Origin of the sequence: Actinophytocola sp. (genome assembly GCF_050699935.1) — a bacterium.
Taxonomy (GTDB): domain Bacteria; phylum Actinomycetota; class Actinomycetes; order Mycobacteriales; family Pseudonocardiaceae; genus Actinophytocola.
Genome location: NZ_JBOHGB010000034.1, coordinates 28,096 through 52,212 on the forward strand (window position 1 = coordinate 28,096; position 24,117 = coordinate 52,212).

The 24,117-nt window shown below is 72.0% G+C and carries 20 protein-coding genes; 5 read left to right on the plus strand and 15 right to left on the minus strand.

Annotated elements, in window-relative coordinates:
* The first annotated feature begins 69 nt into the window (after positions 1-69).
* Entirely contained in the window at positions 70-1,236 is a 1,167-nt protein-coding gene (locus tag ACRDTB_RS14155) for a S8 family serine peptidase (protein ID WP_431430678.1), read from the plus strand.
* A gap of 110 nt (positions 1,237-1,346) precedes the next feature.
* The gene (locus ACRDTB_RS14160; protein ID WP_431430679.1) at positions 1,347-1,592 is read left to right on the plus strand and encodes a hypothetical protein; all 246 of its coding nucleotides are present in this window, start codon (positions 1,347-1,349) and stop codon (positions 1,590-1,592) included.
* Between the two features lie 21 nt (positions 1,593-1,613).
* Here the strand turns inward: ACRDTB_RS14160 and ACRDTB_RS14165 are convergent, their stop codons facing one another.
* Positions 1,614-2,603, minus strand: a complete 990-nt coding sequence (locus ACRDTB_RS14165; RefSeq protein ID WP_431430680.1) for an aldo/keto reductase — start codon at positions 2,601-2,603, stop codon at positions 1,614-1,616.
* Between the two features lie 65 nt (positions 2,604-2,668).
* Here ACRDTB_RS14165 and ACRDTB_RS14170 point away from each other — a divergent pair, with 65 nt between their 5' ends.
* Positions 2,669-3,418: a DUF427 domain-containing protein gene (locus tag ACRDTB_RS14170; RefSeq protein WP_431430681.1), complete on the plus strand. Its 750-nt coding sequence runs from the start codon at positions 2,669-2,671 to the stop codon at positions 3,416-3,418.
* Positions 3,419-3,421: 3 nt separating this feature from the next.
* Here ACRDTB_RS14170 and ACRDTB_RS14175 read toward each other — a convergent pair whose 3' ends face one another.
* The 5 genes from ACRDTB_RS14175 to ACRDTB_RS14195 all read right to left on the minus strand — a co-directional run bounded on the left by ACRDTB_RS14175 (position 3,422) and on the right by ACRDTB_RS14195 (position 10,078).
* Positions 3,422-4,261, minus strand: a complete 840-nt coding sequence (locus tag ACRDTB_RS14175; protein ID WP_431430682.1) for a peptidoglycan-binding protein — start codon at positions 4,259-4,261, stop codon at positions 3,422-3,424.
* A gap of 69 nt (positions 4,262-4,330) precedes the next feature.
* Positions 4,331-8,230, minus strand: coding sequence for an ATP-dependent RNA helicase HrpA (hrpA, locus tag ACRDTB_RS14180; RefSeq protein ID WP_431430683.1), 3,900 nt, complete (start codon positions 8,228-8,230; stop codon positions 4,331-4,333).
* Between the two features lie 41 nt (positions 8,231-8,271).
* On the minus strand, positions 8,272-8,895 hold the full coding sequence (locus ACRDTB_RS14185) for an L-threonylcarbamoyladenylate synthase (RefSeq protein ID WP_431430684.1): 624 nt from the start codon (positions 8,893-8,895) through the stop codon (positions 8,272-8,274).
* Between the two features lie 9 nt (positions 8,896-8,904).
* The gene (locus ACRDTB_RS14190) at positions 8,905-9,291 is read right to left on the minus strand and encodes a DUF3037 domain-containing protein (RefSeq protein WP_431430685.1); all 387 of its coding nucleotides are present in this window, start codon (positions 9,289-9,291) and stop codon (positions 8,905-8,907) included.
* The gene (locus ACRDTB_RS14195; RefSeq protein WP_431430699.1) at positions 9,275-10,078 is read right to left on the minus strand and encodes a HipA family kinase; all 804 of its coding nucleotides are present in this window, start codon (positions 10,076-10,078) and stop codon (positions 9,275-9,277) included. Before ACRDTB_RS14195 ends, ACRDTB_RS14190 begins: the two co-directional genes overlap by 17 nt.
* Positions 10,079-10,272: 194 nt before the next feature.
* Between ACRDTB_RS14195 and ACRDTB_RS14200 the strand changes: the two genes are divergently transcribed.
* Positions 10,273-11,652 (plus strand): MFS transporter, encoded by a 1,380-nt coding sequence (locus tag ACRDTB_RS14200; protein WP_431430700.1) that lies wholly within the window; start codon positions 10,273-10,275, stop codon positions 11,650-11,652.
* A gap of 28 nt (positions 11,653-11,680) precedes the next feature.
* On the plus strand, positions 11,681-12,262 hold the full coding sequence (locus ACRDTB_RS14205; protein WP_431430686.1) for a TetR family transcriptional regulator: 582 nt from the start codon (positions 11,681-11,683) through the stop codon (positions 12,260-12,262).
* A 171-nt stretch (positions 12,263-12,433) separates the two neighbouring features.
* Here ACRDTB_RS14205 and ACRDTB_RS14210 read toward each other — a convergent pair whose 3' ends face one another.
* The 9 genes from ACRDTB_RS14210 to ACRDTB_RS14250 form a co-directional block, all read right to left on the minus strand.
* Complete coding sequence (locus ACRDTB_RS14210; protein WP_431430688.1) at positions 12,434-14,869, minus strand: FAD-dependent oxidoreductase; 2,436 nt, start codon at positions 14,867-14,869, stop codon at positions 12,434-12,436.
* Complete coding sequence (locus ACRDTB_RS14215; protein ID WP_431430690.1) at positions 14,866-15,729, minus strand: ferredoxin; 864 nt, start codon at positions 15,727-15,729, stop codon at positions 14,866-14,868. Before ACRDTB_RS14215 ends, ACRDTB_RS14210 begins: the two co-directional genes overlap by 4 nt.
* Positions 15,726-16,406, minus strand: coding sequence for a DUF4142 domain-containing protein (locus ACRDTB_RS14220; protein ID WP_431430691.1), 681 nt, complete (start codon positions 16,404-16,406; stop codon positions 15,726-15,728). Before ACRDTB_RS14220 ends, ACRDTB_RS14215 begins: the two co-directional genes overlap by 4 nt.
* Positions 16,407-16,467: 61 nt before the next feature.
* Entirely contained in the window at positions 16,468-16,653 is a 186-nt protein-coding gene (locus ACRDTB_RS14225) for a hypothetical protein (protein ID WP_431430692.1), read from the minus strand.
* A gap of 431 nt (positions 16,654-17,084) precedes the next feature.
* Positions 17,085-17,978, minus strand: coding sequence for a hypothetical protein (locus ACRDTB_RS14230; RefSeq protein ID WP_431430693.1), 894 nt, complete (start codon positions 17,976-17,978; stop codon positions 17,085-17,087).
* A 351-nt stretch (positions 17,979-18,329) separates the two neighbouring features.
* Entirely contained in the window at positions 18,330-18,905 is a 576-nt protein-coding gene (locus ACRDTB_RS14235; RefSeq protein WP_431430694.1) for a copper resistance CopC family protein, read from the minus strand.
* Between the two features lie 226 nt (positions 18,906-19,131).
* Entirely contained in the window at positions 19,132-20,499 is a 1,368-nt protein-coding gene (locus ACRDTB_RS14240; RefSeq protein WP_431430695.1) for an MmgE/PrpD family protein, read from the minus strand.
* Positions 20,496-21,884 carry an MmgE/PrpD family protein gene (locus tag ACRDTB_RS14245; protein ID WP_431430696.1) on the minus strand — a complete coding sequence of 463 codons (1,389 nt, stop codon included), beginning with the start codon at positions 21,882-21,884 and terminating at the stop codon, positions 20,496-20,498. The genes ACRDTB_RS14240 and ACRDTB_RS14245 overlap by 4 nt, the downstream gene beginning before the upstream one ends.
* Positions 21,877-23,937: an acetate--CoA ligase family protein gene (locus tag ACRDTB_RS14250; protein ID WP_431430697.1), complete on the minus strand. Its 2,061-nt coding sequence runs from the start codon at positions 23,935-23,937 to the stop codon at positions 21,877-21,879. Before ACRDTB_RS14250 ends, ACRDTB_RS14245 begins: the two co-directional genes overlap by 8 nt.
* Positions 23,938-24,117 lie beyond the last annotated feature (180 nt).

Consider the following 24,117-nt stretch of genomic DNA (forward strand, 5'->3'; position numbering starts at 1 on the left):
CCCCGTTACAGCGTGCCCGGAGCCGCCGATTCATCAGCTGGGGCATACGACGAGGAGAGGTGGCCGGCCATGACATCGGCTGCGAGCGGGACGACCGGTAGATACCTGGTGTTGCTGCAGGACGACTGGACCGGCGCACACCGGGAGCTGAACCGGGTCGCGGGCATCCAGGCGGTGGACTCGGCCGAGGCCGGCCTCGCCCAGCCGTTGTGGGACGCGGACGGACTGGTGATGCGCGAGCTCGGTGTGGCGCTGGTGTCCGCGGACCCGGACCAGCTGACCGCGCTCACCGCGGCGGCCGGCGAGCCGGGCCCGATCGCGCTGGTGGAGCCGGAGCGGTTCGTGCACGCGATCGCCGCGCCCGCGCCGGCGGCGCCCGCGGTGGACGAGACGACCTTCACCTGGGGCCTGCAGGCGGTGCGCGCCCCGGACAGCACGGCGACCGGCGCGGGCGTGCGGGTCGCGGTGCTCGACACCGGGCTCGACCTGGCACACCCGGACCTCGCCCGCCGGACCGTCACGTCGAAGTCGTTCGTCCAGGGCGAGGAGGTACAGGACGGCCACGGGCACGGCACGCACTGCGTCGGCACGTCGTGCGGTCCGCGTACACCGGCGACCGGGCCCGGGTACGGCGTCGCGTTCGAGGCGGAGATCCACGCCGGAAAGGTGCTGAGCGACGGCGGCTCGGGCGCGGACGGCGGGATCCTCTCCGGAATCTCGTGGGCGATCGCCAACGGCTGCCGGGTGATCTCGATGTCGCTGGGCGCGGCGACACAGCCGGGCCAGCCGTACTCGCGGTCCTACGAGCGGGTCGCGCGCCGGGCGCTCGCCCGCGGCACGCTGATCGTCGCGGCGGCCGGCAACGAGAGCGAGCGGGCGCAGGGCACCGTCGCGCCGGTCGGGCACCCGGCGAACTGCCCGTCGGTCCTGGCCGTCGGCGCGCTGGACGTGTCGGGCGAGATCGCGGACTTCTCGTGCGGGACGGTCGACGCGATCGGCTCGGTGGACCTGGTCGGGCCGGGCGTGGACGTGCACTCGAGCTGGCCGCTGCCCACGCGGTACCGCCGGATCTCGGGCACGAGCATGGCGACCCCGCACGTGGCCGGCATCGCGGCCCTGATCGCGCAGGCGACCGGCGCGAGCGGCTACGAACTGTGGGCCCGGCTCGCCCAGACGGCCTGCCGGCTGCCGCTGCCGTCGACCGACGTGGGCGCCGGTCTCGTGCAGGCACCGTGAGCGGGAGAGCATGGAAGGACGCCTTCCGGACACTGGAGGTCCGGAAGGACGCCTTCCGGGCGTTGGCGGCCGGCCATGAGTGCCGGGTAGCGGAGGAGCGGAGCGAACCAATGGGCACCGTGAGTGTGCCGGTCATCGTGTCGGTGGCCGACGACCAGCTCGCCGACCTGCCCGCGGTGGTCGACGCGCTTCGCGACGCGGGCCTGCGGCTGGGCGAGGTGCTCATCGCGGCCGGCGTCGTGACCGGGACGGTCGACAGCGACCGAATCTCCTCGCTGTCGGCCGTCCCCGGTGTCGTCGACGTCGAGCGGGAGCGCACGGTCGGCCTGCCGCCGCCGGACTCGCCGGTCCAGTAGCCGCCGGACTCGCCGGTCCGGTCAGGCCAGCGCCGCCGCGATCTCGGCCAGCTGCTCGGCGCGCAGCGGGCCGTGCTCGAGGGCGCCCGCGTTCTCCTCGGCCTGGGCGACGGTGCGGAAACCGGGGATCGGGATGGTCCGCGGGCTGCGCGCCCACACCCAGGCCAGCGCGCCCTGGGCGAGCGTGCGGCCGTCGCTGGTGAGGATGTCACGGACGGCGCCGACGCGGGCCGCCCACTCCGCGGTGGGCACGCCGCCGTCGAAGAACCGCATCCACGCCTGCGGGACGGAGCGGATGTCGGCGCTGCCCGCCGGCTTCCAGGTCGTGGCGCGGGCGAGCAGGCCCATCGCGAGCGGGGCGTGGTCGATGCTCGCGAGGTCGTGCCGCTCGCACATGGCGAGGAGCGATGGCATGTCGTGCAGGACGCTGAGCTCGTGCTGTACCGACACGCAGTGCGCCCCGGCGGCGAACACCTCGGCGCGCTCCGGGTCGTCGGTGCTCAGGCCGTAGCCGCGGATGAGTCCCTCGCGCACCAGCTCCTCGCACGCACCGGCCAGCACGGCGGTGTCCTCAATAGACGGTGCGATGTGGAGCTGGTAGAGGTCGAGGTAGTCGGTGCCGAGCCGCCGAAGCGTGCCCTCCAGGGCCCGGCGCAGGTACGCCGGCGAGGAGTCGTCACCGGTCATCACCTTTCGGTCCGGGTCGAACACGTTGCCCCACTTGCTGGCGATCACCACGGCGTCGCGGCGACCGGCCAGCGCGCGGCCGAGCACCTCCTCGCTGTGGCCGGCGCCGTACACGTCGGCCGTGTCGAAGAACGTCACTCCGAGGTCGACGGCACGGCGCACCGCGCGGATCGACTCGCCGTCGTCGACCTCGCCCCAGCCGATCGGCCGCCCCTCGTTGTCGGTGAACGGACCGCCGATCGTCCAGCAGCCGAAGCCGAGCGCGCTGACCTCGCCGTCGCCCAGCGTCCGCCGGCCCGTCCAGATGTTCGTCTGTGCAGTCATGGACCACATCCTGGGACCTGGAGCGCGCTTCGGGTCCAGACCTGTTTCCGGAGTAGTTTTGTCGTATGGCTGACACACGTGGCAGGGTCAAGGTCGAGACGAGCCCGAAGCGGATCCGCGCCTACTGCGGCGGCCACCTGGTGGCCGACACGTTCCGGCCGGTCCTGGTCTGGGAGATTCCCTACTACCCCACGATCTACGTGCCGCTCGGCGACGTCCGCGCGAAGCTGGAGGCGAACGGCGCCACGGACCACTCCCCCAGCCGCGGCGACGCGACGCTGTACGACCTGGTCGTGGACGGCCGGGTCGTCACGGCGGCGGCGAGCCGCTACCTCGACTCGCCGGTCCCCGAGCTGCGCGACCTCGTGAAGATCCGCTTCGACGCGATGGACGAGTGGCTGGAGGAGGACGAGCCGATCTACGTCCACCCGCGCGACCCGTACAAGCGGGTCGACATCCTGGGCAGCTCCCGGCACGTCGAGGTACGGGTCGACGGCGTGACGGTGGCCGACTCGCACCAGCCGCGGATCCTGTTCGAGACGAGCCTGCCGCCGCGGTACTACGTGCCGCTGTCGGACGTTCGCCTCGACCTGCTGCGACCGTCCGACACGCGAACCCACTGCCCGTACAAGGGAACCGCGTCGTACTGGACGCTGGACACGGGCAAGGGCGTGCACGAGGACGTCGTGTGGATCTACCGCTCGCCGCTGCCGGAGAGCCAGAAGATCACCGGGCTCGCGTGCTTCTACAACGAGAAGGTGGACATCATCCTCGACGGCGAGCCGCGGGAGCGGCCGCGCAGCCCGTTCAGCTGACGGCTACCCTCGCTGGTACTCCTCCCACGTCACCTTCGTGACCTGCGGGCCGTCGTCCGGGCCCCGGTTCGCCAGGCCGTTGCGGCCGAGGTAGTAATCGCCCGCCTGGTGTTGCGCGGCCGGCGACTGGTCGGTGTCGGAGATCGCCACCGCGTGGATGTGGTAGCCCCAGTCGCCCTGCTCCGGGGTCCGCAGCCACGCCGCGAAGCCGACCTCGCGCAGCCGCCGGACCACCGTGGTCCGCGTCGAGGAGGACATGCCCGCCACCGAGATGTCCAGCGCACCGCCGCCGTCGTGGGTGCCGGCCGAGTCGGGGTCGCCGCCCGGGTTGTACGAGCCCTGCGTGATGCCCAGCCGCCGGTTGAGCAGGCGCTCCGCCTCCACCAGCATCGCCTTCGTGCGGGAGTTCATCGTGGCGCCGTGGTAGGTCAGCCTGCTGCCGGGCGTGAGGACCTTCGTCAGCGTGAAGCGGTCCTCGCCCAGGGTCCGTAGCGACGTGCGGCCGGGCAGGCCCGACGCGTCCAGCCCGGTGAAGCCCAGCGACCGCTGCCAGGCCGCGTACGCCTCGATCGTCTTCGTGCCGAAGTGCCCGTCCACATAGGTCGGCGAGAGGAGGTTCTTCGCGTCCAGCGCGCGCTCGACCAGCAGCACGCTGGCCTTCGCGCCCGGTGTCAGTGCCGTGCCCGGCCGGCGCGGGTCGATCTGCGCCGCCTTGATCACCGCCTCCATGTTGGCCGACGCCAGTGCCGGCGCCACCGGAGGACCGGACGCGGCCAGCGCCGGCGCCGACACGGCCGAAGTGCCCACGACCAGCAGGGCGACGCTCACGAGACGAAACCGCATGAGAACTCCTCACCGACCGTGGACAGATTCCGTCGATCTGTCACATGAGAGTTAAGCGCGGTGTGGCCGCTAAGGCAAGAGCTCGTCGATCGCCTTGTAGAGCCGTTTCTCGGACACCGGGTACGCCGTGCCGAGCGTCTGGGCGAAGTAGCTGATCCGCAGCTCCTCGATCATCCACCGCACCCGGCCGTCGTCACCGGGCCTGCCCCGCACCTCGGCGTAGGCCCGCTGGACGTCCCGCACCGCGGCGGTCCAGTCGAGGTCGCGCCGCGGCCGCTCGGGCAGCTTCTCCAGCCGCCGCAGGACGCCCCGCAGGTAACGCTCGACATCGGCCAGCCGGTCGAGCCCGGCATCGGTGACGAAACCCTGGTACACCAAGGCGGACCGCTGCTCGCGCAGGTCGGCGACCGACTCCGCGAACACCGCACTGGTCATCCGGGACAGCTCGGTGTCCACCTCGGCGTCGACCGTCAGCACGCCGCGCACCTTGTCCAGCACGGTGTACATCCCCTCCGCCAGGTCCGCGCGGACCGCCGTGCACAGCGCCTCGAAGTCCGCCTGTGTCCACACCGGACCGCCGTGCGCGGCGATCAGCGCGTCTGCGGCCGCGTTCAGGCAGTCCTCCAGCAGGGCCGGCACGCTGCCGTGCGGGTTCGCCGACAGGGCGAGCTTGGCCGTGTTCGGCAGCCGGCGCACCACCTGCTTCACCGGTGAGGGCACGGTCAGCAGCACCAGCCGGCGAGTCCCGCGCCGCATCTCGCGCGCCTGCTCGTCCGGGTCGTCGAACAGCCGGACCGCCACCGAGGACCCGGTGTCCACCAGTGCCGGGTACGCGGTGACCTGCTGGCCGGCCCGCCGCAGCGACACGCTCCGGGCCAGGTCCCCGAACGTCCACGACGTCAGGCCCTCCCGGGTCAGCCCCTCGGAACCGGCCGCCAGCGACTCCCGCACCCGCGACGCCAGCTCCCGCTTGAGCGCGCCGAGGTCCTTGCCCTCGAGCAACGGCCGGCCCTCGTCGACGACCTGGAAGGTGGCGCGGAGGTGCTGGGGCACCGCCTCGAGCCGCCAGGCGTCCGGCGGCACCACCATCCCGCTGAGCGCACGCAGCTCCGCGGCGACCTGGTCCAGCGACGGCTCCGCGACCGCGGCGAGCCGGTCGCGCACGGCCGCGGCGAAGTCCGGCACCGGCACGAAGTTGCGCCGCAGCGGCTTCGGCAGCGAGCGGATGAGCGCGGTGATCAACTCCGTGCGCATGCCCGGCACCTGCCACGGCAGGCCGTCCGCGCTGACCCTGCCGAGCAGCGGGAGCGGCACCTGCACGGTCACCCCGTCGGTGGCCGTGCCGGGCTCGAACCGGTACTGCAGGCCGAGCCGGATGTCGTTGTGGGCCATGGCATCCGGGTACTCCCGCGGGCTCACGTCGCCGGCCTCGGGGTGCACCAGCATCGCCGGGTCGAACGTCAGCAGTTCCGGCTGCTCGCGGCGGGTCTTCTTCCACCAGGTGTCGAAGTGCCGCCCCGACACCACCTCCTGACCGACCCGCTGGTCGTAGAACTCGAAGAGCGTCTCCTCGTCGACCACGATGTCGCGCCGCCGGGCCTTGTGCTCCAGCTCCTCCGCCTCCGCGAGCAGCTCGGCGTTGCGGCGCAGGAACAGGTGGTTCGACTCCCACTCCCCAGCCGCGAGCGCGTGCCGGATGAACAGCTCGCGCGCCACCGGCGGGTCGATCCGCCCGTAGTTCACCGGGCGGTCCACGACGATCGGCAGGCCCAGCAGCGTCACCCGCTCGGACGCCATGACCGCCGCGCGCCTCTTCTCCCAGCGCGGCTCGCTGTACGTGCGGCGCACGAGGTGCCCGGCGACCGGCTCGATCCAGTCGGGGTCGATGCGGGCCACGACCCGGCCCCACAGCCTGCTGGTCTCCACCAGCTCGGCGGCCATCACCCAACGCGGCTGCTTGCGGAACAACGCCGAGCCGGGGAAGATCGCGAAGCGGGCGTTGCGGGCACCGAGGTAGTCACGGGTCGCCGGATCCTTCATGCCGACGTGCGAGAGCAGCCCGGCGAGCAGCGCCAGGTGGATCTTGGCGGGGTCGGCGGGCGTCTGGTTCGGCGTGACGTCCAGGCCCTTGGCCATCTGCCGCAGCTGGGCGGCCACGTCCTGCCATTCGCGTACCCGCAGGTAGTTGAGGTACTCCGCCCTGCACAGCTTGCGGAACCGGTTCGCGGACAGCTCACGCTTCTGCTCGGTGAGGTACCGCCACAGGTTCAGGTAGGTCAGGAAGTCCGACTCGGGGTCGCGGAACCGGGCGTGCTGCTGGTCGGCCTGTGTCTGCTTGTCGGCCGGCCGCTCCCGCGGGTCCTGGATGGACAGGGCGGCGGCGATGACCACGACCTCGCTGACGCAGCCGTCGCGGTCGGCCGCGAGCACCATCCGGGCCAGGCGCGGATCCACCGGTAGCCGGGCGAGCTTGCGCCCCAACGGGGTCAACTTCGGGTTCGAGTCCTTTGTGGAGGACTCCAGGGCACCGAGCTCGTTCAGCAGGTTCATGCCGTCGGTGATGTGCCGGCGGTCCGGTGGCTCGACGAACGGGAACGCGGCGATGTCGCCGAGGTCGGCGGCCGCCATCTGCAGGATGACCGAGGCGAGGTTGGTGCGCAGGATCTCCGGGTCGGTGAACTCCGGCCGCGCGTCGAAGTCGTCCTCGGCGTAGAGCCGGACGCAGATGCCGTCCGACGTGCGCCCGCAGCGTCCCGCGCGCTGGTTGGCCGACGCCTGCGAGATCGGCTCGATCGGCAGCCGCTGGACCTTCAACCTGTTGCTGTACCGAGAGATGCGCGCGAACCCCGGGTCGACCACGTACTTGATGCCCGGCACCGTCAGCGAGGTCTCCGCGACGTTCGTGGCGAGCACGACGCGGCGACCGCGGTGCGGCTGGAAGACCCGCTTCTGCTCCCCTGTGGACAGTCGGGCGTAGAGCGGCAGGATCTCCGTGTTCGGCCGCTCCTGGGCCACGAGCGCGTCGGCGGTGTCGCGGATCTCCCGCTCGCCGGAGAGGAACACGAGGATGTCGCCCGGCCCCTCCGCGCACAGCTCGTCGACCGCGTCGAGGATCGCCTGCGTCTGGTCGCGGTCCGGGTCGGCGTCCGGGGCTGTGTCGTCGCGGTCCGGGTCCACGATCGGGCGGTAGCGGACCTCGACCGGGTACGTCCGGCCGGAGACCTCGACGATCGGCGCGTCACCGAAGTGCCGGGAGAACCGCTCCGGGTCGATGGTCGCCGAGGTGATGATCACCTTGAGGTCGGGCCGGCGCGGCAGCAGCTGCTTGAGGTAGCCGAGAATGAAGTCGATGTTGAGGCTGCGCTCGTGCGCCTCGTCGATGATCAGCGTGTCGTACTGGCGGAGCTGGCGGTCGGACTGCAGCTCGGCGAGCAGGATGCCGTCGGTCATGAGCTTGACCAGCGTGTCGTCGCCGACGTGGTCGGTGAACCGGATCTTCCACCCGACCGCGCCGCCGAGCGGCACGCCGAGCTCGTCGGAGATCCGCTCGGCGACGGTCCGCGCGGCGATCCGGCGCGGCTGGGTGTGCCCGATCTGCCCGCGCACGCCGCGGCCGAGCTCGAGGCAGATCTTGGGCAGCTGGGTGGTCTTGCCGGAGCCGGTCTCGCCGGCGACGATCACGACCTGGTTCTCCGCGATCGCCTTCCGGATGTCCGCACGCCGCCGGCTGATCGGCAGCTCCTCGGGGTACGTGATCGCCGGGACGGCGGCCCGCCGGCGCTCGACCCGCGCCGCGGCCCGCTCGACCTCCCCGGCGATCTCGGCGATGCGCTGCCGGCGGACGGCCTGGTCGCGGACCTTGCCGAGTCCGTCGAGCCGACGGCGAAGCCGCCGTTCGTCGCGCAGCGTCAGCTCGGGGAGGCGCTTGCGCAGATCGGCCAGGCTGGGGCTCGTCGCGGGCACAGTCATACGTATCAAGAGCCTAACGACCGACGCGACCTGGTTGTTTCTCACCCGAAGGGAGCCGGGTCACCCGCTCCCTCGCGCACGATCACGGGCTCGCTGTCGTTCGAGTAGTCGATCACCGTGGTGGGCTCGGTGCCGCACTCGCCCGAGTCGATCACCGCGTCCACGGCGTGGTCGAGCCGCTCCTTGATCTCCCAGCCCTGCGTCATCGGCTCGTCCTCGCCGGGCAGCAGCAGCGTGCTCGACAGCAGCGGCTCCCCCAGCTCGGCGAGAATCGCCTGCGCCACCACGTGATCCGGGATCCGCACGCCGACGGTCCTCTTCCGCGTGTTCAGCAGCCGGCGCGGAACCTCCTTGGTGGCCGGCAGGATGAACGTGTAACTGCCCGGCGTCGCCGCCTTGATCGCGCGGAACACCGTGTTCGACAGGTACACGAGCTGGCCGAGCTGCGCGAAGTCGTGGCACACCAACGTGAAATGGTGCCGGTCGTCGAGTTGGCGGATCTGCCGGATGCGCTCCATCCCGTCCTTGTTGCCGGCGAGGCAACCGAGCGCGAAGCACGAGTCGGTCGGGTAGGCGATCAGCCCGCCGTCCCGCAGCGTCGCCACCACCTGGCCGATCGCACGCCGCTGCGGGTTGTCCGGATGCACGTCGTAGTACTTCGCCACACAAGGAGCCTAGGCGTGATCGACAGGCGGGAGCACGTGGGTGCGCATCAGGCGATCCAGCTCGACTCGGGGGTCGTCGGTCAGCCCGGTGTGCGTCGGCGAGGTCTGCACGATCGTGCTGCGCGGCGCGGTCAGCCAGCGGAACCGTTGCCCCGGCGAGCTCTCCGCCATCGGGCCGGTGCCGTCACACGCCTGGCACCACGAGCTCAGCGCGTCGCGCAGCACGTCGAGGTCCATGGCCGGGTCCAGGGCGCGCAGCCGCTCGGTGTCGACATGGGTCCGGCAGCGCAGGAACCGCAGCGACGCGCAGTAGACGATCGCGCCGACGTTCATGAACTCGCCGCGCTCCTGCCGCGGGACCACGCGCACCAGCGCGTACTCAAACACGTGCGGCACGGGCCTCCTCCAACACCGGGACCCAGGCGTCCGCCCGGCCCAGCCGGCTCTCGAAGAAGGCACGGTACGCGGCCCGCGCCGCGGCGGGCGAGTCGAACGCCGGATCCGCGGCGAGCCACTCGTCCGGCACCAGCGCGAGGATCTCGTCGAGCACCGCGCCCGTGATCTTCGGCCGCAGCTCGCGGTCGGCGGCGCGGACGTCGCCGGCCACCGGCAGCATCACGTGGTCGGTCGCCTCGTAGCGGTACTCGTCCGCGGGCCGCCAGCCCGGGCCCCAGCGGTGGTGGAAGTACAGCGCGGCGCCGTGATCGATCAGCCAGACCTCCCGGTGCCACAGCAACATGTTCGGGTTGCGCCAGCTCCGGTCGACGTTGAGCACGAGCGCGTCGAACCAGAGCAGCCGCGCGGCGAGGTCGGCGCCCGGGTCGCGCACGCGCGGGGTGAAGTCGAACGAGCCCGGCAGGTAGTCCAGCCCGAGGTTGGTCCCGCCGCTCGCGTTCAGCAGGTCCTGGATCTCCTCGTCCGGCTCGGCCTTCGACAGCTGTGGGTCGAGGTCCACGAGCACGATCTCCGGTACCCGGAACCCGAGCCGCCGCGCCAGCTCGCCGACCACCACCTCGGCCACGAGCGCCTTGAGCCCCTGGCCGGCGCCGCGGAACTTGACCACGTACATGCCGAGGTCGTCCGCCTCGACCAGGCCCGGCAGCGACCCGCCCTCGCGGAACGGCGTCACGTAGCGGGTGGCCACGACCGTGCGCAGCCGGCTGGGGAGAGCCACGCCGCGCATCATGCCGCACCGGTCGCGAGGCCCGCTGGCGCGCTCGCGCGCTGGAGCCTTGGTTGGACAGTGGTCACATCCGATTGACCGAACGTGGTGAACAGCTGTTTACTCCTAGGGTGAACATCGGTTCACGATCCGGGACGCCTCGGTCCCGCCGGCTCATGATCGTGCTGTGTGGCTGCGGTGTCACCGTGTCGTTGATGCATACGCTCGTCGTGCCACTGCTGCCCGAGATCTCCCGGCTGATGGGCCTCTCCCAGGACGCGGCGTCCTGGCTGCTGACCGTCACGATGCTCGCCGGCGCCGTGTGCGCGCCGATGGGCGGCCGCCTCGGTGACATGGTCGGCAAGCGGAAGGTGCTCGCGTTCGCGCTCGCGGTGATGGCCGCCGGCTCGCTGCTCGGCGCGGTGGCCTGGTCGTTCGGCTCGCTGCTCGCTGCCCGGATGCTGCAGGGCGCGGCGTTCGGCGTGCTGCCGCTGGGCATCAGCATCCTCAAGGACGAGCTGCCGCCGGACCGCGTGATGGCCGGGACCGCGACGATGAGCTCCACGCTCGGTGTCGGCGCCGCGGTCGGCATGCCGCTCGCGGGCGTGATCGGGCAGCTGCTGAACTGGCACGCGGTGTTCTGGACCGCCACCGCCGCGTCGCTGCTGATGCTGGTGCTGGTGCTGGTGTTCGTGCCGGAGTCGCCGGTGCGCGCGGGTGGCCGGTTCGACGTCGTCGGTGCGTTCGGGCTCACGGCGGGTCTGGTGGCGCTGCTGCTCCCGATCTCACAGGGCTCGCAGTGGGGTTGGGCGAGCCTGCCGACGATCGCCCTGTTCACCGGTTCGGCCGTGGTGCTGGCGGCGTGGTCGCTGCACCAGCTGCGGGTCCGCTCGCCGCTGGTCGATCTGCGGACCTCGACCCGGCCGGTCGTGCTGCTGACGAACCTCGCCACCACGTTGGTCGGCGTCGGCATGTTCGCGAGCTTCATGCTGACCCCGCTCCAGTTGCAGGCGAGCACGGCCACCGAGTACGGGTTCGGGGTGACCGTGCTGGTCGCGGGCGTCTGCATGATCCCGATGGGGCTCGGGATGCTGATCTTCTCCCACGTGTCGGCGCGGCTGTCCGCACGCCGCGGCGCACACGTGACGCTGCTGACCGGCACGCTGATCATGTTCGTGGCCAACGTGTGCCAGGCGCTGCTGCCGGGCAACCTGGTCCTGCTGATGGGCGTGCTCATGACGGTCTCGATCGGTGCGGCGCTGTGCTTCTCCGCGATGCCGACGCTGATCATGAACTGGGTGCCGATCACCGAGACCGCGTCGGCGAACAGCCTCAACGCGCTGCTGCGCACGATCGGCACGAGCAGCTGCGCGGCGATCGGCGGCACCTTGCTGGCCGCGTACACGATCGACGTGAGCGGCACGCCGGTCGCGTCCTCGACCGGGTTCGCCCTGACCTACTGGATCGCCGCGACGACGTCCCTGGGCGCGGCCGCGCTCGCGATGGCCGTGACGGTCGTGGTCCGCCGCACCGGCACCCAGCTCGCCGAGGTGGCCCCGCTGGACGGCGACACCAGGGTCGACCTGGTCGCGTAGGCGGGCCGTCCTAGTACGCTTCCCCGCCATGGGCACGGACCCGGGCGGTGCCGGCACTGCCGACGCGGACCTGACGGGCGGCGGCCAGACCAGGGACGCCATCATGCGTGCCGCGAGGCGGCGGTTCGCGCAGCGAGGGTTCGCCGAGGTCGGGTTGCGCGACATCGCGCTGGACTGCGGGGTCAGCGCGGCGCTCGTGGTGAAGTACTTCGGCACGAAGGAGCAGCTGTTTGCCGAGGCCGTCTCGTTCGAGGCGGAGGCGCGGGCGCTCTTGGACTGCCCGCTCGACCGGCTCGGTGAGCACCTGGTCCGCACGCTGCTCGAGCAACACGACCGTGCCCACTCCGACCCGTTCCTGCGCGCGGTGCTGGCTGCCTTCCGCCCGAACGGCGCGGAGTTCTCCGCGTCCTTCCAGCGCCACTTCGCCAAGCCCCTGGCCGCGCGCCTGTCCGGCCCGAACGCCCAGCTGCGCGCCGACATGATCTGCGCCCAGCTGATCGGCCTGGGCGCCGTCCGCCTGGCGATCAAGCTGCCCGGCGTGACCGCACTGTCCACCGAGGGGCTCGTGAAGCTGCACGGTCCCCTGCTGCAGGACCTCGTTGACGCCTGACCACCCGGCGCGAGAGCCGACACAGCGATGCGGACACAGCGATGCGCTCGCCGGGGCACGGTGGCGAGCGCATCGCTTCGGGCGGAAAGCTGTTCGGTTAGGGCCGACGGGTCCTGACACTCGGGGTTCTGGGGGCGCCAGGACCCGTCGGGGATCTCGGGTGTCGAAGGGTCAGGGGCGGCGCCGCTGCACCGGACGCAGCCGGCCGTCGCTGCCCACCGGGCCCAGCGGGCCGCGCCGGACGGGCGGGAACTGGTCGTAGGAGTCCTCCGGCCCGTACTGCCGGCTCGCCGGCGGCATGCGGTCGTAGGACACCTCGGGGCCGCGGCCGATCTGGGGGAGCCGGCCGTCGCTGCCCACCGGACCGAAGTTCGGCCGGGCCGGAGGCATGCGGTCGTAGGAGTCGGCCGGGCCGGGCCGTGGGGCCGGTTGCGGACCGACGGGACCGCGCCCGTCCCACGGCTGGACGTTCAGCCGCGGCGGCTCGTAGGCCTGGCCGTGCACCGGTGGCAGCCGGGCGAAGGAGTCGACCGGCCCGGCCTGCGGGAGCCGGCCGTACGAGTCGACCGGACCCGGGGGCTGCCCGTGGCCCGGGTGGCCGCCCGCGGGTGGCATGCGGTTGTAGGACTCCTCGGGCCCGGGCCGGAAGCCGTTCACCGGCCGCGCGCGGCCGTTGGAATCCGCCGGCCCCCGACCGTCCCTGTCCACCGGCGGCATCCGGTCGTACGAGTCATCGGGGCCCATCCGCGGTCCCCGGCCACCGCCGGCCGACCGGAGCCGGTCGTTGATCGGCGGCACAGCTGGCATGCGCTCGTACGAGTCCTCCGGCCCGGGCCGGCCTCCCGGCGCCATGCGGCCGTACGAGTCGGCCGGCCGCATCCGGGCGTTCGACTCGGCGGGCCCGCCGCCGGGCGGCGGCACCACACGGCCGTTGGCCGGTGGGGGCCGCATCCGGGCGTTCGAGTCGCCGGGCCCCATCGGGCGCTCCGTGCCCATCGGCACGAGATCCCCGTTGGCATCGATCCGGCCGATCCGGCCGGTGTTCTCCACCAGCTTCCCGTCGGAGTCGACCAGGACGCCGCTGCGGTCGCGCCGCATCCGCGGGTCCGGGTCCGCGGGCATCATCCGCGCGCTCGACGCGGCGGCGCTGGCCACTGCCGCCGCGGGCTCGATCGGGTCGAGCCAGTCGACGCTGCGGGTCGCCGGCTGCGGGCGACGGGGCTCCCTGGGCGGGATCGAGTGCCGGCCACCCTTCTTCCGCTCGGCCGCCGCGGCGAACCCGCGCTTGGTGCCGGGCTGCCGGGTGCTCGTGGCGGCGGGCCGACGGGTTCCGGTGGACACGGACTCGCGGGCGGCGGCGGGGGCGGCCTGCCGGGTGGGTGCGGCGGGCTGCTGCTCGCGCTCCGGTGCGGGCTGCTCCCCCGGGACCGGGTTCTGCCGGGCCACACTGTCGGTCCACGCCAGCACCGACTTGGGGCAGTCGACACCGACCACGCCCATCAGCCGGCCTCCCTTGGCGTAGCCGACGACCGTGCCGGTGCCGTCGGTCTGGCTGCCCAGCGCGACGACTTCCGGACCCAGCTTCGGCACACCGGCCGCCTGGATGCGCACGCCGTACTGCTCGGTCCAGAACCGCGGCATCGGGGTGAACGGCTTGGCCGCGGAGCGCCCGGCGAGCAGGCTCTCCGCCGCGGCCCGGCCCATCTCGATCGCGTTGAGCCAGTGCTCGATGCGCCGCGGCTCGGTGTCGAACCGGATGTTCGGCCACTGCGCGACGTCACCGGCGGCGACGACGTCCTCCGCCCCGACGACGTGGGTCGTCGCCTCGCACACCACGCCGTTGTCCAGCGGGAGGCCGGATCCGCGCAGCCACGCGGTCGAGGGCACCGTGCCCGTCGCGAGCAGGACGCACCCGGCCAGCATCGTCGAGCCGTCGGACAGCTGCAGCGCGACGCCGTCCTCGCGGGGGGCCCACCGCTTGACCGAGTTCCCGAGCGCGAGGTCCACGCCGTGGTCGGCGTGCATCTTGGTCAGCCAGTTGCCGAGATCGTTGCCGAGCACATTGCCGAGCAGGTTCTTGCCGCGGCCGATGAGCGTGACCTCGCGGCCCATGTGCCGCAGGCTCGAGGCGAGCTCGCAGCCGGTGAACCCGCCGCCGACGACCGCGACCGGCCCGCGGTTCTCGCTGACGACCCGTTCCATGTCGAGCGCGTCCTCGAGCGTGCGCAGGACGAGCACCCGCGGGTCCTCGTAGGGCACCTCGTTCGCCCGGCGCGCCTCGACGCCGGTCGCGATGATCAGGCCGTCGTACTTGAGCTCCTCGTCGCCGGGCAGGCGCAGCGTCCGGCTGCGCGGCAGCAGGTACTGCACGGGGGTGTTCAGCCGCCACTTGGCGTTGACGTTCTGGTATGCCGGCAGCATCAGGTCGGCCGGCCGCATGGTGCCCATGAGCAGTTGCTTGGACAACGCGGGGCGGTGGTAGGGCGGGTTCGGCTCGGCGCCGACGATCACGACGTCACCCTCGTAGCCCAGCTCGCGGAGCCGCTCCGCGGCCCGGAGGCCGCAGAGCCCGGCTCCCACCACGACGATCCGTTCGCGACGGTTCATCGGTTGCGTACCTCCTGCAACTGGATCGCTTGCATGGGGCAGGACCGGGCCGCCGCTTGGGCACCGGCACGCTTCCCGTTCTCCGGATCACGGACGTAGCGCAGCCGCCCGTCCGCCAGGAGCTGGAACAGGTCAGGCGACTCCGCCTGGCAGATGCCGTAGCGCCGGCACCGCTGGTTGTCCACGCTCACCGTGATCTTCCTGCTGCCGTTCCGGTACCCGTTGATCGCGCCGTTGGGGCTGGGCTCGGCGACCTGCGGCGGTGCCGCCTTCGGCGCCGGCGAGAGCAGCCCGGCCTTGATCAACAGGTTGGGCGGCGTCAGCCGAAGGGCCGTGAGGGTGATCGCGGGGGTCAGCACGGTGATGCCGGCGAGCCAGGTGACCCCGAGGTGCCCGTTGGCGATGGCCCCGTACCAGGAGTGGATGACGACCATCGCGATCGCCGGGTACGCCAGCTGGTGGAACCGCAGCCAGCGCCGGTAGTTCACGTAGTTCTTGAGGCTCGTCGCGAGCGTGATCGCGATCATGATCTCGAGCCCGAGGATGCCCAGTCCGTGCCGGAAGAGGCCGCCGAACGGCACGGTGATGCCGCCGAGGGACAGCCCCTGCTCGCGCAGCAGCAGGAACACGACCGCGTGGGTGGCCCCGGTCGCCACGGTCATCGTGGCCAGGATCATGTGGCCAGAGCGGATGGCCTGCAGGCCGGTGAGCCGCCGGATCCAACCGGTCGCGGTGAAGATCCCCCAGCACAGCGTGAAGCACATCAGGACGTAGGCCGCGCGGGCCGACAGCGCCGCCACCTCGCGGATGCCGATGTCGTGTTGCGGCAGCGCGATGTCGATCACGGAGGTCGCGGTCACTTGGCGGCCCCGCGTGCGCTGAGCATCCGTACCCCGACCACGGTGCCGGCCGCGACCACCAGGAAGATCACTCCGCCGAGCAGGAGGTCGCTCTGGGACAGCGCGTTCTCCGGGTAGGTGGTCGTCCGGGCGGCGGCCTCGGCGAACTCGCCGTGATCGGACGAGACGTAGCCGGTCGCCTCGAGCAGGCTCATGTGCTTCATCACGATGTTGTTCGCGTCCGTGGCGAAGTCGCGGATGGTCGAGTTGCTGGTGCCCGCCCGCACCTCGGCGATCAGGTTGAACACGCTGCCGTGCGCGGCGCGCAGCCGGTCGGCGAACGTCCGGTCGAAATCCTCGCCGTTCGACCTGGCCGAGATCTCGGCCATCCAGGCCTGCTGCGAGGACGTCGGCTGGCTCGGCAGCGGGACGCCGTACTTGTCAGCGAGCTCCTTCACGGTCACGTTCAGCGCCGTGTGGTCGGCGAGCATGACCTCGCCGGCGTCCTTGACCTCCTGCTTCGTACCGCGCTCTGTGGCAAGCTTTCCCATCGGGATTTCCCACAGGTTCGCGAACCGAATAACGGTGAGAAACTCGCGATCGAGGTCGTCGACCGTGTCCGAACCCTGGGCGGCGGCCTGGCCGTTCTGGCTGGCGAACGCCACCCCGGCCGCGGGGAACGCCGCCGCCAAGATCACCAGCAGACTCGCTGTCGCCCATCTAATTATTCCGCGTCGCATTCTGTGCCCCAAAAACCTGTCAGAATTCTCTCACGCCTTGCCCGTCGAACTCGATGGACAATTCCGTGATTTGTTCCTTGGAATTCAGGCCGTACTTGCCGTACTCGGACTTGTCGCCTTCACGCAGCTCACAACCACTGAGCAGGGCCGAGGTCAGCAGCGCCAACGCCGCCGTCCCGACCACCCCAGCGTTCCGAACCCGCATCTAGCCACGTCTCCTTCTACGGCACGTACCAGGACGACCAGTGTTTCAACGACGTTGTTGGACTACGGCTCGTCCATCGCCAACGCACTCATATACGTTGGATAACGGTTCCAACGTTCAGGTGATCCTCTTCGAGTTCGCGTGACGTGGATCACATGAATCGGTTGAACCGTCCAGCCTCGTCGCCCGTAGCACTGTTGACGAGGTCTGCGTACGGCCCGATCTCCGCGACCGGCGCAGGCCCGCTGCTCTGCGGGGTACCCCGTTCCGGGCCGGGTGGGCAAGCCGGACGCGGGGTTGTGGCCGGCGAGCTCGCCTGGGTGCGCGCACACCGGCGGCGGTGCGGAGCCGCGCCGGCACCTCGTCGAGACGGTGTGGCGCAGCCGGCTCGGCGCTGCTCACCGGCCGGGAGTCCTGACGGCCTCCCCCGGTCACGGGTCCCAGCGGGCGCCGTAGGCGAGGCCGGGGACGAGGGTGCGGAACACCAGGTGCAGCTCGCCGGCCTGGTCGGTCGTGCGGAGCTCACCGGTGCGGTCGGGCTCGACGAGGTCGCGGTCGAGGGCGCCGGCGAGCAGCCAGATCCGCCGCGGCGGGCAGGTTCGGTCGAACCGCAGCCGCAGGTCGAACAGGTCGCACGGGTGGTCGGGGGTTCGGACGACGTGCGGCGGGCCGACCTCGGGAAGGCGGTAGCCGACCGCGAACTCGTGCTCCTGGCCCCGCACGAGGGCCTTCGGCAGCTCCACCACGCCACGTCGCGCTCGCATGGCCCCGTAGAGAACCTTGGCCTCCGCGGTGACGGGGACGTCGACCGACGCCAGGCCGTCCCGCTCGGCGACGATCCGGTGCAGCTCCACGACCGCCGGGCGGGCCCGGTCGAACACGGCGATCACCCGCAGCTCCGCCGTGCGCCAGCCGGTCGCGGACGACGTCGCCGGCACCGGCCGCGGCACCGCGACCGGGCGGACCGTGGCGAGCTGGGCCAGGTGGTCGATCCCCGCGTCGATCCGCCGCCGCGCGGTCCGCGGATCCCGGCTGAGCTGGCGAGCCGTCCAGCCGACCCGGTCCTGGTAGAAGGGCAGCCGAGCGTCGGGCGCGATCGCGAACGCGGCGAGCACCGCCATCCGCAGGTCGGCGGGCAGGTCGCCGGCGAGATTCTCCAGCCGCCGCGCGACCTTCTGCCGGATCACCGCCGGCCCGTCGTCGTCACGCACGTCGCAGACCGCCCGTAACGCGGACCCGATCCGCTCCCCGATGTGGCTCGCCAGCAGGCCACGCCCCTTGCGCAGCGTCTTCAACTCACTGACCAGGTCCGCCAGCGCAACCATCCGGCCCCTTCCACCGCCGTCTCCTCGGGAGACCGACCCGATGGACAGCCTTGCCCCCTGACCTGGACTGCGGCTGGACCGAACCTTGACCGCGGCTCGAGCCGCGACCGGTCCGTCGGCCGCGGCCACGCACACGGTGACCGCACCGTCCTTTGCGGACTGAAGTCCTCGGCCGCGGAAAGCGCTGCGGCGTGCCCGATCCAGGTCGCGAATGAATTCGAGCGGTTCACGGACGTCGGGAGAATTCCACCGCGTCGTCGGGATCGGTCGGCACGACCGCAGAGTAGCGGGCCGGCTATCGGCGCGACCGCTTTTCGCAATCACGGGCCGGTTCCGACGGAATGCCGAAGATTACGACTCGCCGAGTGAGCGACTTTCGCGCCACAGGACCAGGGACACGACCACGGCGAGGACGAACAGGCCGGCCACGAGCGCCCACACCCAGGCCGGGATGCCACCGGTGTGGAAGTCGTCGGCCTGAGGCGGCATGGCCGAACGCGGCAGCGCCGAGCCGCCCGGCACGCCGAGGCCGGCCTCGTCCGAGTCGAAGCCCGAGCCGGCGGCCACGTCCGAGATGGGCCTGGTCAGCGAGAACGTCACCGAACCGCGGACGGCGTCACCATCGGCTGCGGTGACCGTGTAGCTGATGGTGCACTGCCCCGCCCCGCCGGCCGGAGTGACCGGCACGGTCAGCGTGCGGCCGGTCGCCGCGATGTCCCCGACCGTCCACACGGAACCCGCGCCGCTCACCCGCACCGCGGCCCGCCGATGATCGATGGGCTCGCTGAACGTCAGGGTGAGCCGGTTCGGCGCGGAATCGACACGGGCACCTGCCGCGGGGTTGCTGGCCGTCAGTTCCGTGTGCGCCCACGCGCTCGGCGTCGCCCCCAATACCATGACAAGGGCGAGCAATACCGGAACAATCACGCGTTTCATGGTGAGTAGTCGTCCATCACAATCCGGGAGGGAAACAGCCGCCGCGGAAAGTTACATCATCCACATCGCTCCGGCGCGAGGGGGATGGCCGAAGGAATGCACCAGGGACGAAGACGCCGGCTACGAAGAGTCGTGACCTGCGCACCCGGCAGGTGACGAGCCGTCGCGGGGGGTTGTTCGCACGGTGGCCGGCTCACGGTTCGTGCGCGCGATGACGTCAGGTACGCGCTCGCACTCGGGTGTCCTCGCCGAGTGCCGCCAGGGCGCCGGACTCGTCGAACGCCCAGACGTTCGCCGCGATGCGCGCCGCCCGGTCCGCGCCGACGACCGGGCTCGCGAGACCGAGGAACTTCCGTTCCAGGTCGCGGTCGCTGACCGGGTTGTCGGGCTCGCCGTACGGGTGGTCGACCTGGACACTTCGTTCACCGTGGACAGTGCGGAACGTGAGGCGCGCGCGACGCTCGGCGGGGTAGGCACGGATGCAGTCCGCGGCCTCGCGTACCTCGACCAGGTCCACCAACCTGCGCACGTCCGGGTCGTCCCGGAACTCGGACTCGAAGTGGGCCACGCCCGGTCTGCCGTGCGTGAGCGTCACCGCCACCGCGTAGGGAATGCTCATCTGCGCATCGAGCAGCCCGCCGATCGCCTTGGCGTCGTGACGTGCCGCGACGTCGTAGGTCTCCACCGTGACCGAACGGACCGACGACGTGTCGACCGCGCCGTCGTCCGCCAGTGCCAGCACGGCGTCGATCGGCCCGTGCAGGTGGCGGCAGCACGGGTAGGGCTTGACGTAGGTCCGCAGCATCCGCCACCGCGTCCCGAGGTCACGCAGGAGGTCGTCGGCGCGGACCTCGCCGCCGGCGAACGCCCGGAGGTAGCCGTTGGCGCCCTCGAGCACCGTGGCCGGCCCGGTCAGGCCACGCGCCGCCAGCTCCGCGCAGACGATCCCGTCCCGCGCAGCCTTCCCCGCGTGCAGGCGTTTCACCTCCGACCCGGCGGCGAGGAACTCGAACAGGCCGCCCGCGTGCGACCCGGCCAGCCCGAGCGCGCTCGCCATGGTCATCGCGTCCGTCTCGAGCAGCGTGGCCACGCTCGCGGCGGCCCCGAACACGCCCGCGAGCGGTGTGTTGTGGAATCCCCGGCGCCAGGTGGCGGGGTGGCCGACGGCGGCGATGCGGCAGGAGAGCTCGAAGCCCACCGCGGTGGCCAGCAGGATCCGGTCCGGATCGGACATTCGCGCCTGACCGACGGCCAGGATGGCGGCCAGGTTGGGGGCTCCGGGGTGGAAGGAGCCCGGGGAGTAGCCGTCGTCGACCTCCATACCGTGGGCGGCGGTGCCGTTGGCCAGCGCCGCACTCGCCGGCCCGAGCTCCAGCGAGGTGCCGAGAACGGTTGCCGGCCCGCGGTCCGACGTCTCGCCCAGGTACTGCTGGACGATCCGCGCAGACGATGACGTGGAGCCGAGCAGGGTGGCCCCGACGTAGTCCAGGAGAACCCGCTTCGCGTGGTGGACGACCTCCGCGGGCAGGTCCTCGTACCGCAGTCCGGCGGCCCAGCCCGCCAGCTCCTCGGTCACCCTCGTCACCGCGTCACCTCCACACTCGACTGTCCGAAGTAGAGCGAGTCGAGCAGGGCGAACATCGAGCGGTCGGCCCGACGGTCCGGCAGCGACCGCACCGCGTCGTGCAGCACGTGCGCCCGCTCCCGGTCGAGTCCCAGCGCACCGAGACACCCCTCGACCTTGGCCAGGAGATCCCGCCAGCGAAGGGGTTCCTCCGGCGCGCCGGGGACGGCGCGGACGACCACCTCCTCCGTCGAGCCGTCGGCGCGCACCGCGACGACTCGCACGGGGGTCATCGCGGTCTCGCCCACCGGTTGGTCCCGCACCACGTCCACCGTGTCGGCCCGTGCGTCGATCGCCGGGTCCGTCAGCGCGCCGCCGAGCATCGTGCGCAGGTCGACCGAGCCGCGCTCGAGCACGGCGGCGCACAGCCACGGGATGGAGAACTGGGCGTCGACGAGCGGATGTCCGCGACGGCGCCACGGCCGCGCGACGATCTCGTGCCCGCGGCCGGCCGGGACGTGCACGCGCAGCCGGCTGACCTCGTCCACCGCGACCGTCTGGAGCAGCCGCGCGGTGCCGGATATCGCCGCGTGGGCGTAGCGGCACGCGGGGTAGGGCTTGAGCGACAGCTCGGTGACCTGCCATGCGGACGACGACGTCAGTCGCGCCAGTGCCGCGTCCTGGTCGGACACCACCGCCGCGATTCCGAACGGGCCGCCGAACCACTCCGGTGACGCGGCGACGCCGGCGTCGGCCAGGAACGCGGCCGTGACCCCGTGCCGGCAGGCGAACCCGGGCTGGCACCGCTTGATCACGGTGCCCTCGGCGACGGCCTGCCGCGTCGTCGGGGCCAGCGACACCGGCAGCGCGAGCGACAACGCGGCGTGGACTCCGGCGTGGTCGAGGCCGAGCACGCGCGCCACGGCCGCCGCCGCGCCCAGCGCGCCGAGCCCGGCCGTCCGGACGACGCCGCGTTGCTCCCCCACGGCGAGCGCGAGGCGACACAGCAGCTCCACACCGGCGACCACGCCCTCGAGGACCCGCTCGCCGCCCGCGCCGCTGGACCGGGCAGCCGCGAGGGCGGCCGGCACGACGACCGATCCGGCGTGCACCACGGCGCCGTCGTGAACGTCGTCGAAGTCCCAGGCGTGCATCAGGATGGACAGCACCATCGCGGCGTCGGCCGGGCCGAGTCCCGCCACCGTGTCCGCCCCGCCCAGTCGCAGCGATGCCCCGACGGCGGGCTCGACCCCGGGCGCCAGCCGACCGACCGTCGCGACGCCGAGCGAGTCCATGACCAGCCGCAGCGCCGCGTCCCGGGTACGGTCGTCGAGGTCTCGCCACCGGACCTCGGCGGCCCGGTGTACCACGCTGTCCACGGCCTCGGCCAGTGGGGTCCTAGGCATCCGTCGCGGTTTCCTCGGGTTCGCGGGCGCGCATGAGCGCGGATATCGCGCGACACGCCCGATCCGGTGCCTCCATCACGTACACCCCGGCCTCCCGGTACACCTGCATGGCCATCGGTGCGAGGTGGTTCGCGCCGTATCGGGAGACGTAGATTGGGATGTCGACCCGGCCGAGCAGGGACACGAGCTTGCGGGCGAGGCGCTCGGCGTGCGGGTCGGCGTTGGTGGTGAACTGGATCAGCACCGCGTCGAACGCTCCGCTCGTCGCGATGACCTCCACGGCCGTCTCGAAGTTCTCCGCCTTGCCGAGCAGCTGGTAGCTCACGTCGAGCGGGTTGCGGATGGCCGCGTACTCGGGCAACGCCGCGGTCAGCACGGACCGGACCTCGTCGGGGAGCTCGGGGAGCTCGATCCCCTCCTCATCGCAGATGTCCGCGATGATCGTGCAGGCACCACCGGAGAACGTGATGCCCGCGAGACGGCGGCCCCGCGGCCGCGGCGATCCCGTGGACAGCGCGATCGCGTCCTCCAGCACCAGCAACGATGGCACGCTCACCACGCCGGCCGCGCGAAGCACGGCCTCGCGCATCTCGATGTCTCCCACCATCGCGCCGGTGTGGCTGAGCACCGCGTCCCGGCCCTTGCGGGAGCGTGCCATGCAGTAGGCGAACATCGACCGCCCGGCCTTGCTCATCCGCCGGCCCGCCTCGATGAACCTCGGCCCGTCCTTGATGTCCTCCAGCACGAGGCCGACGGTGGACGTCGCGTCGTCGTCGACGAGCCAGTCGAGGTAGTCGGCGATCACCACGTCGGCCTCGTTGCCCGCGTGGATCCAGTACGACAGCCCGATAGACGAGCCGTTCAGGCGCGACGCCAGGCAACTGCCCAACGCCCCGGAACTGGTCAGCAGGGCCGCGGCGCCGGACCGTGCGGGCCGCTCCGCCATGCTGGAGATCGAGGCCATCAGCCGGTCGTGCGGGGCGACGACGCCCATGCTGTTGGGACCGACGAGCGGAATTCCGGCGTCGGCGAGCGTCGTGGCCAGCGCGTCCTGGACGGCCCGGCCCGCCGCGCCGGTCTCGGCGAAGTCCGCGCTGTGCACGATGACGCCGCCGACGCGCATGTCCGCCGCCTGCCGCGCGATCTCGAGAACATGCCGGCTGGGCACGGCGACGCACACCAGGTCCGGCGAGCCGGACAGCTCGGCGAGGCTGCGTGCCCGGGTGTCCCCGTCGATCTGGCCGCCCGTCGGATGGACCGCGTCGAGCCGGCCGGGAAAGCCGTGCTCGTGCAGGTACCGGAACAGCTTCGCGCCCGCCTTGTCCTTGTCGTCGGAGACACCGACGACGGCGACATGGGCTGGGCGGAGCATGCGGTCCAGCCCGGGGCGCGGTCGCCGGCCGGTCACCGTCTCGCCGTCGCAGACGAACCGGGCGTCGACCACCGTGGCCCCTTGGCCGGCCTCGCCCACCATGACGGGGTTGAGGTCGACCTCGATGATGTCCTGGCTCTCGGTCACCAGGCGGGAGAGCGCGACGGCGGTCCGCACGAGCGCATCGACGTCGCGGGGCGGCTCGCCGCGGAAGCCCTCAAGCAGCGGCCAGCAGCGCAGCCGCTGGAGCATCCGCAGCGCCTGCTCCTTGTCCACCGGTGCCATCGCCGTGTAGAGGTCGCGGTGGAGCTCCGTGCGGGTACCGCCGTGCCCGACGACGAGCGCGACGCCGAGCCGCGGGTGGCGCCGGGCGCCGACGAGGATCTCCAAGCCCTCGACCTGTTCCTGGAGCATGAACGGCGCCGCCTCCGGCCCTAGCCGCGAGGTCAGCTCCGCCACGGCGGCGATCACCGCTCGCGGATCCGCCAGGCCGAGCACGACACCGCCGCTGTCGCTCTTGTGCACCAGGCCGGACGCCTTCAGGACGACCGGGGTCCGCAGCGACGTCATCGCCTCGCGGATCTCCCCGTCGGTACGAACGGTCACGGCGCGCGCCGAACCGATCCCAGCCGCCGCAAGGCGTTGCTGGGTGTCATGCTGACTCAACACGAACTGGGCCACGGTTTATCACGCACCATTCATGCTCGCGGCGAACTCCGGCTTCCGGCTACGGCAGGTGTGTGGCGAGTCCGTGGGTGAGGGCTTGGGTGTAGGCGTGGTGGGCGATGGCGATGTCGTGGGAGCCGATGCCTTCGCTGCGGAGGAGGATGGTTTCGTGTGGGTTGGTGCGGCCGGGTGTGT

Excerpts from the sequence above, each read along its gene's own strand:
- hrpA (WP_431430683.1), bottom strand. The coding sequence starts at position 8,230 with ATGACTGTGCCCGCGACGAGCCCCAGCCTGGCCGATCTGCGCAAGCGC.
- ACRDTB_RS14200 (WP_431430700.1), top strand. The coding sequence starts at position 10,273 with ATGCATACGCTCGTCGTGCCACTGCTGCCCGAGATCTCCCGGCTGATG.
- ACRDTB_RS14155 (WP_431430678.1), top strand. The coding sequence starts at position 70 with ATGACATCGGCTGCGAGCGGGACGACCGGTAGATACCTGGTGTTGCTG.
- ACRDTB_RS14175 (WP_431430682.1), bottom strand. The coding sequence starts at position 4,261 with ATGCGGTTTCGTCTCGTGAGCGTCGCCCTGCTGGTCGTGGGCACTTCG.
- ACRDTB_RS14230 (WP_431430693.1), bottom strand. The coding sequence starts at position 17,978 with ATGGTTGCGCTGGCGGACCTGGTCAGTGAGTTGAAGACGCTGCGCAAG.
- ACRDTB_RS14170 (WP_431430681.1), top strand. The coding sequence starts at position 2,669 with ATGGCTGACACACGTGGCAGGGTCAAGGTCGAGACGAGCCCGAAGCGG.
- ACRDTB_RS14195 (WP_431430699.1), bottom strand. The coding sequence starts at position 10,078 with ATGCGCGGCGTGGCTCTCCCCAGCCGGCTGCGCACGGTCGTGGCCACC.
- ACRDTB_RS14245 (WP_431430696.1), bottom strand. The coding sequence starts at position 21,884 with ATGCCTAGGACCCCACTGGCCGAGGCCGTGGACAGCGTGGTACACCGG.
- ACRDTB_RS14210 (WP_431430688.1), bottom strand. The coding sequence starts at position 14,869 with ATGAACCGTCGCGAACGGATCGTCGTGGTGGGAGCCGGGCTCTGCGGC.
- ACRDTB_RS14205 (WP_431430686.1), top strand. The coding sequence starts at position 11,681 with ATGGGCACGGACCCGGGCGGTGCCGGCACTGCCGACGCGGACCTGACG.
- ACRDTB_RS14165 (WP_431430680.1), bottom strand. The coding sequence starts at position 2,603 with ATGACTGCACAGACGAACATCTGGACGGGCCGGCGGACGCTGGGCGAC.
- ACRDTB_RS14225 (WP_431430692.1), bottom strand. The coding sequence starts at position 16,653 with ATGCGGGTTCGGAACGCTGGGGTGGTCGGGACGGCGGCGTTGGCGCTG.
- ACRDTB_RS14160 (WP_431430679.1), top strand. The coding sequence starts at position 1,347 with ATGGGCACCGTGAGTGTGCCGGTCATCGTGTCGGTGGCCGACGACCAG.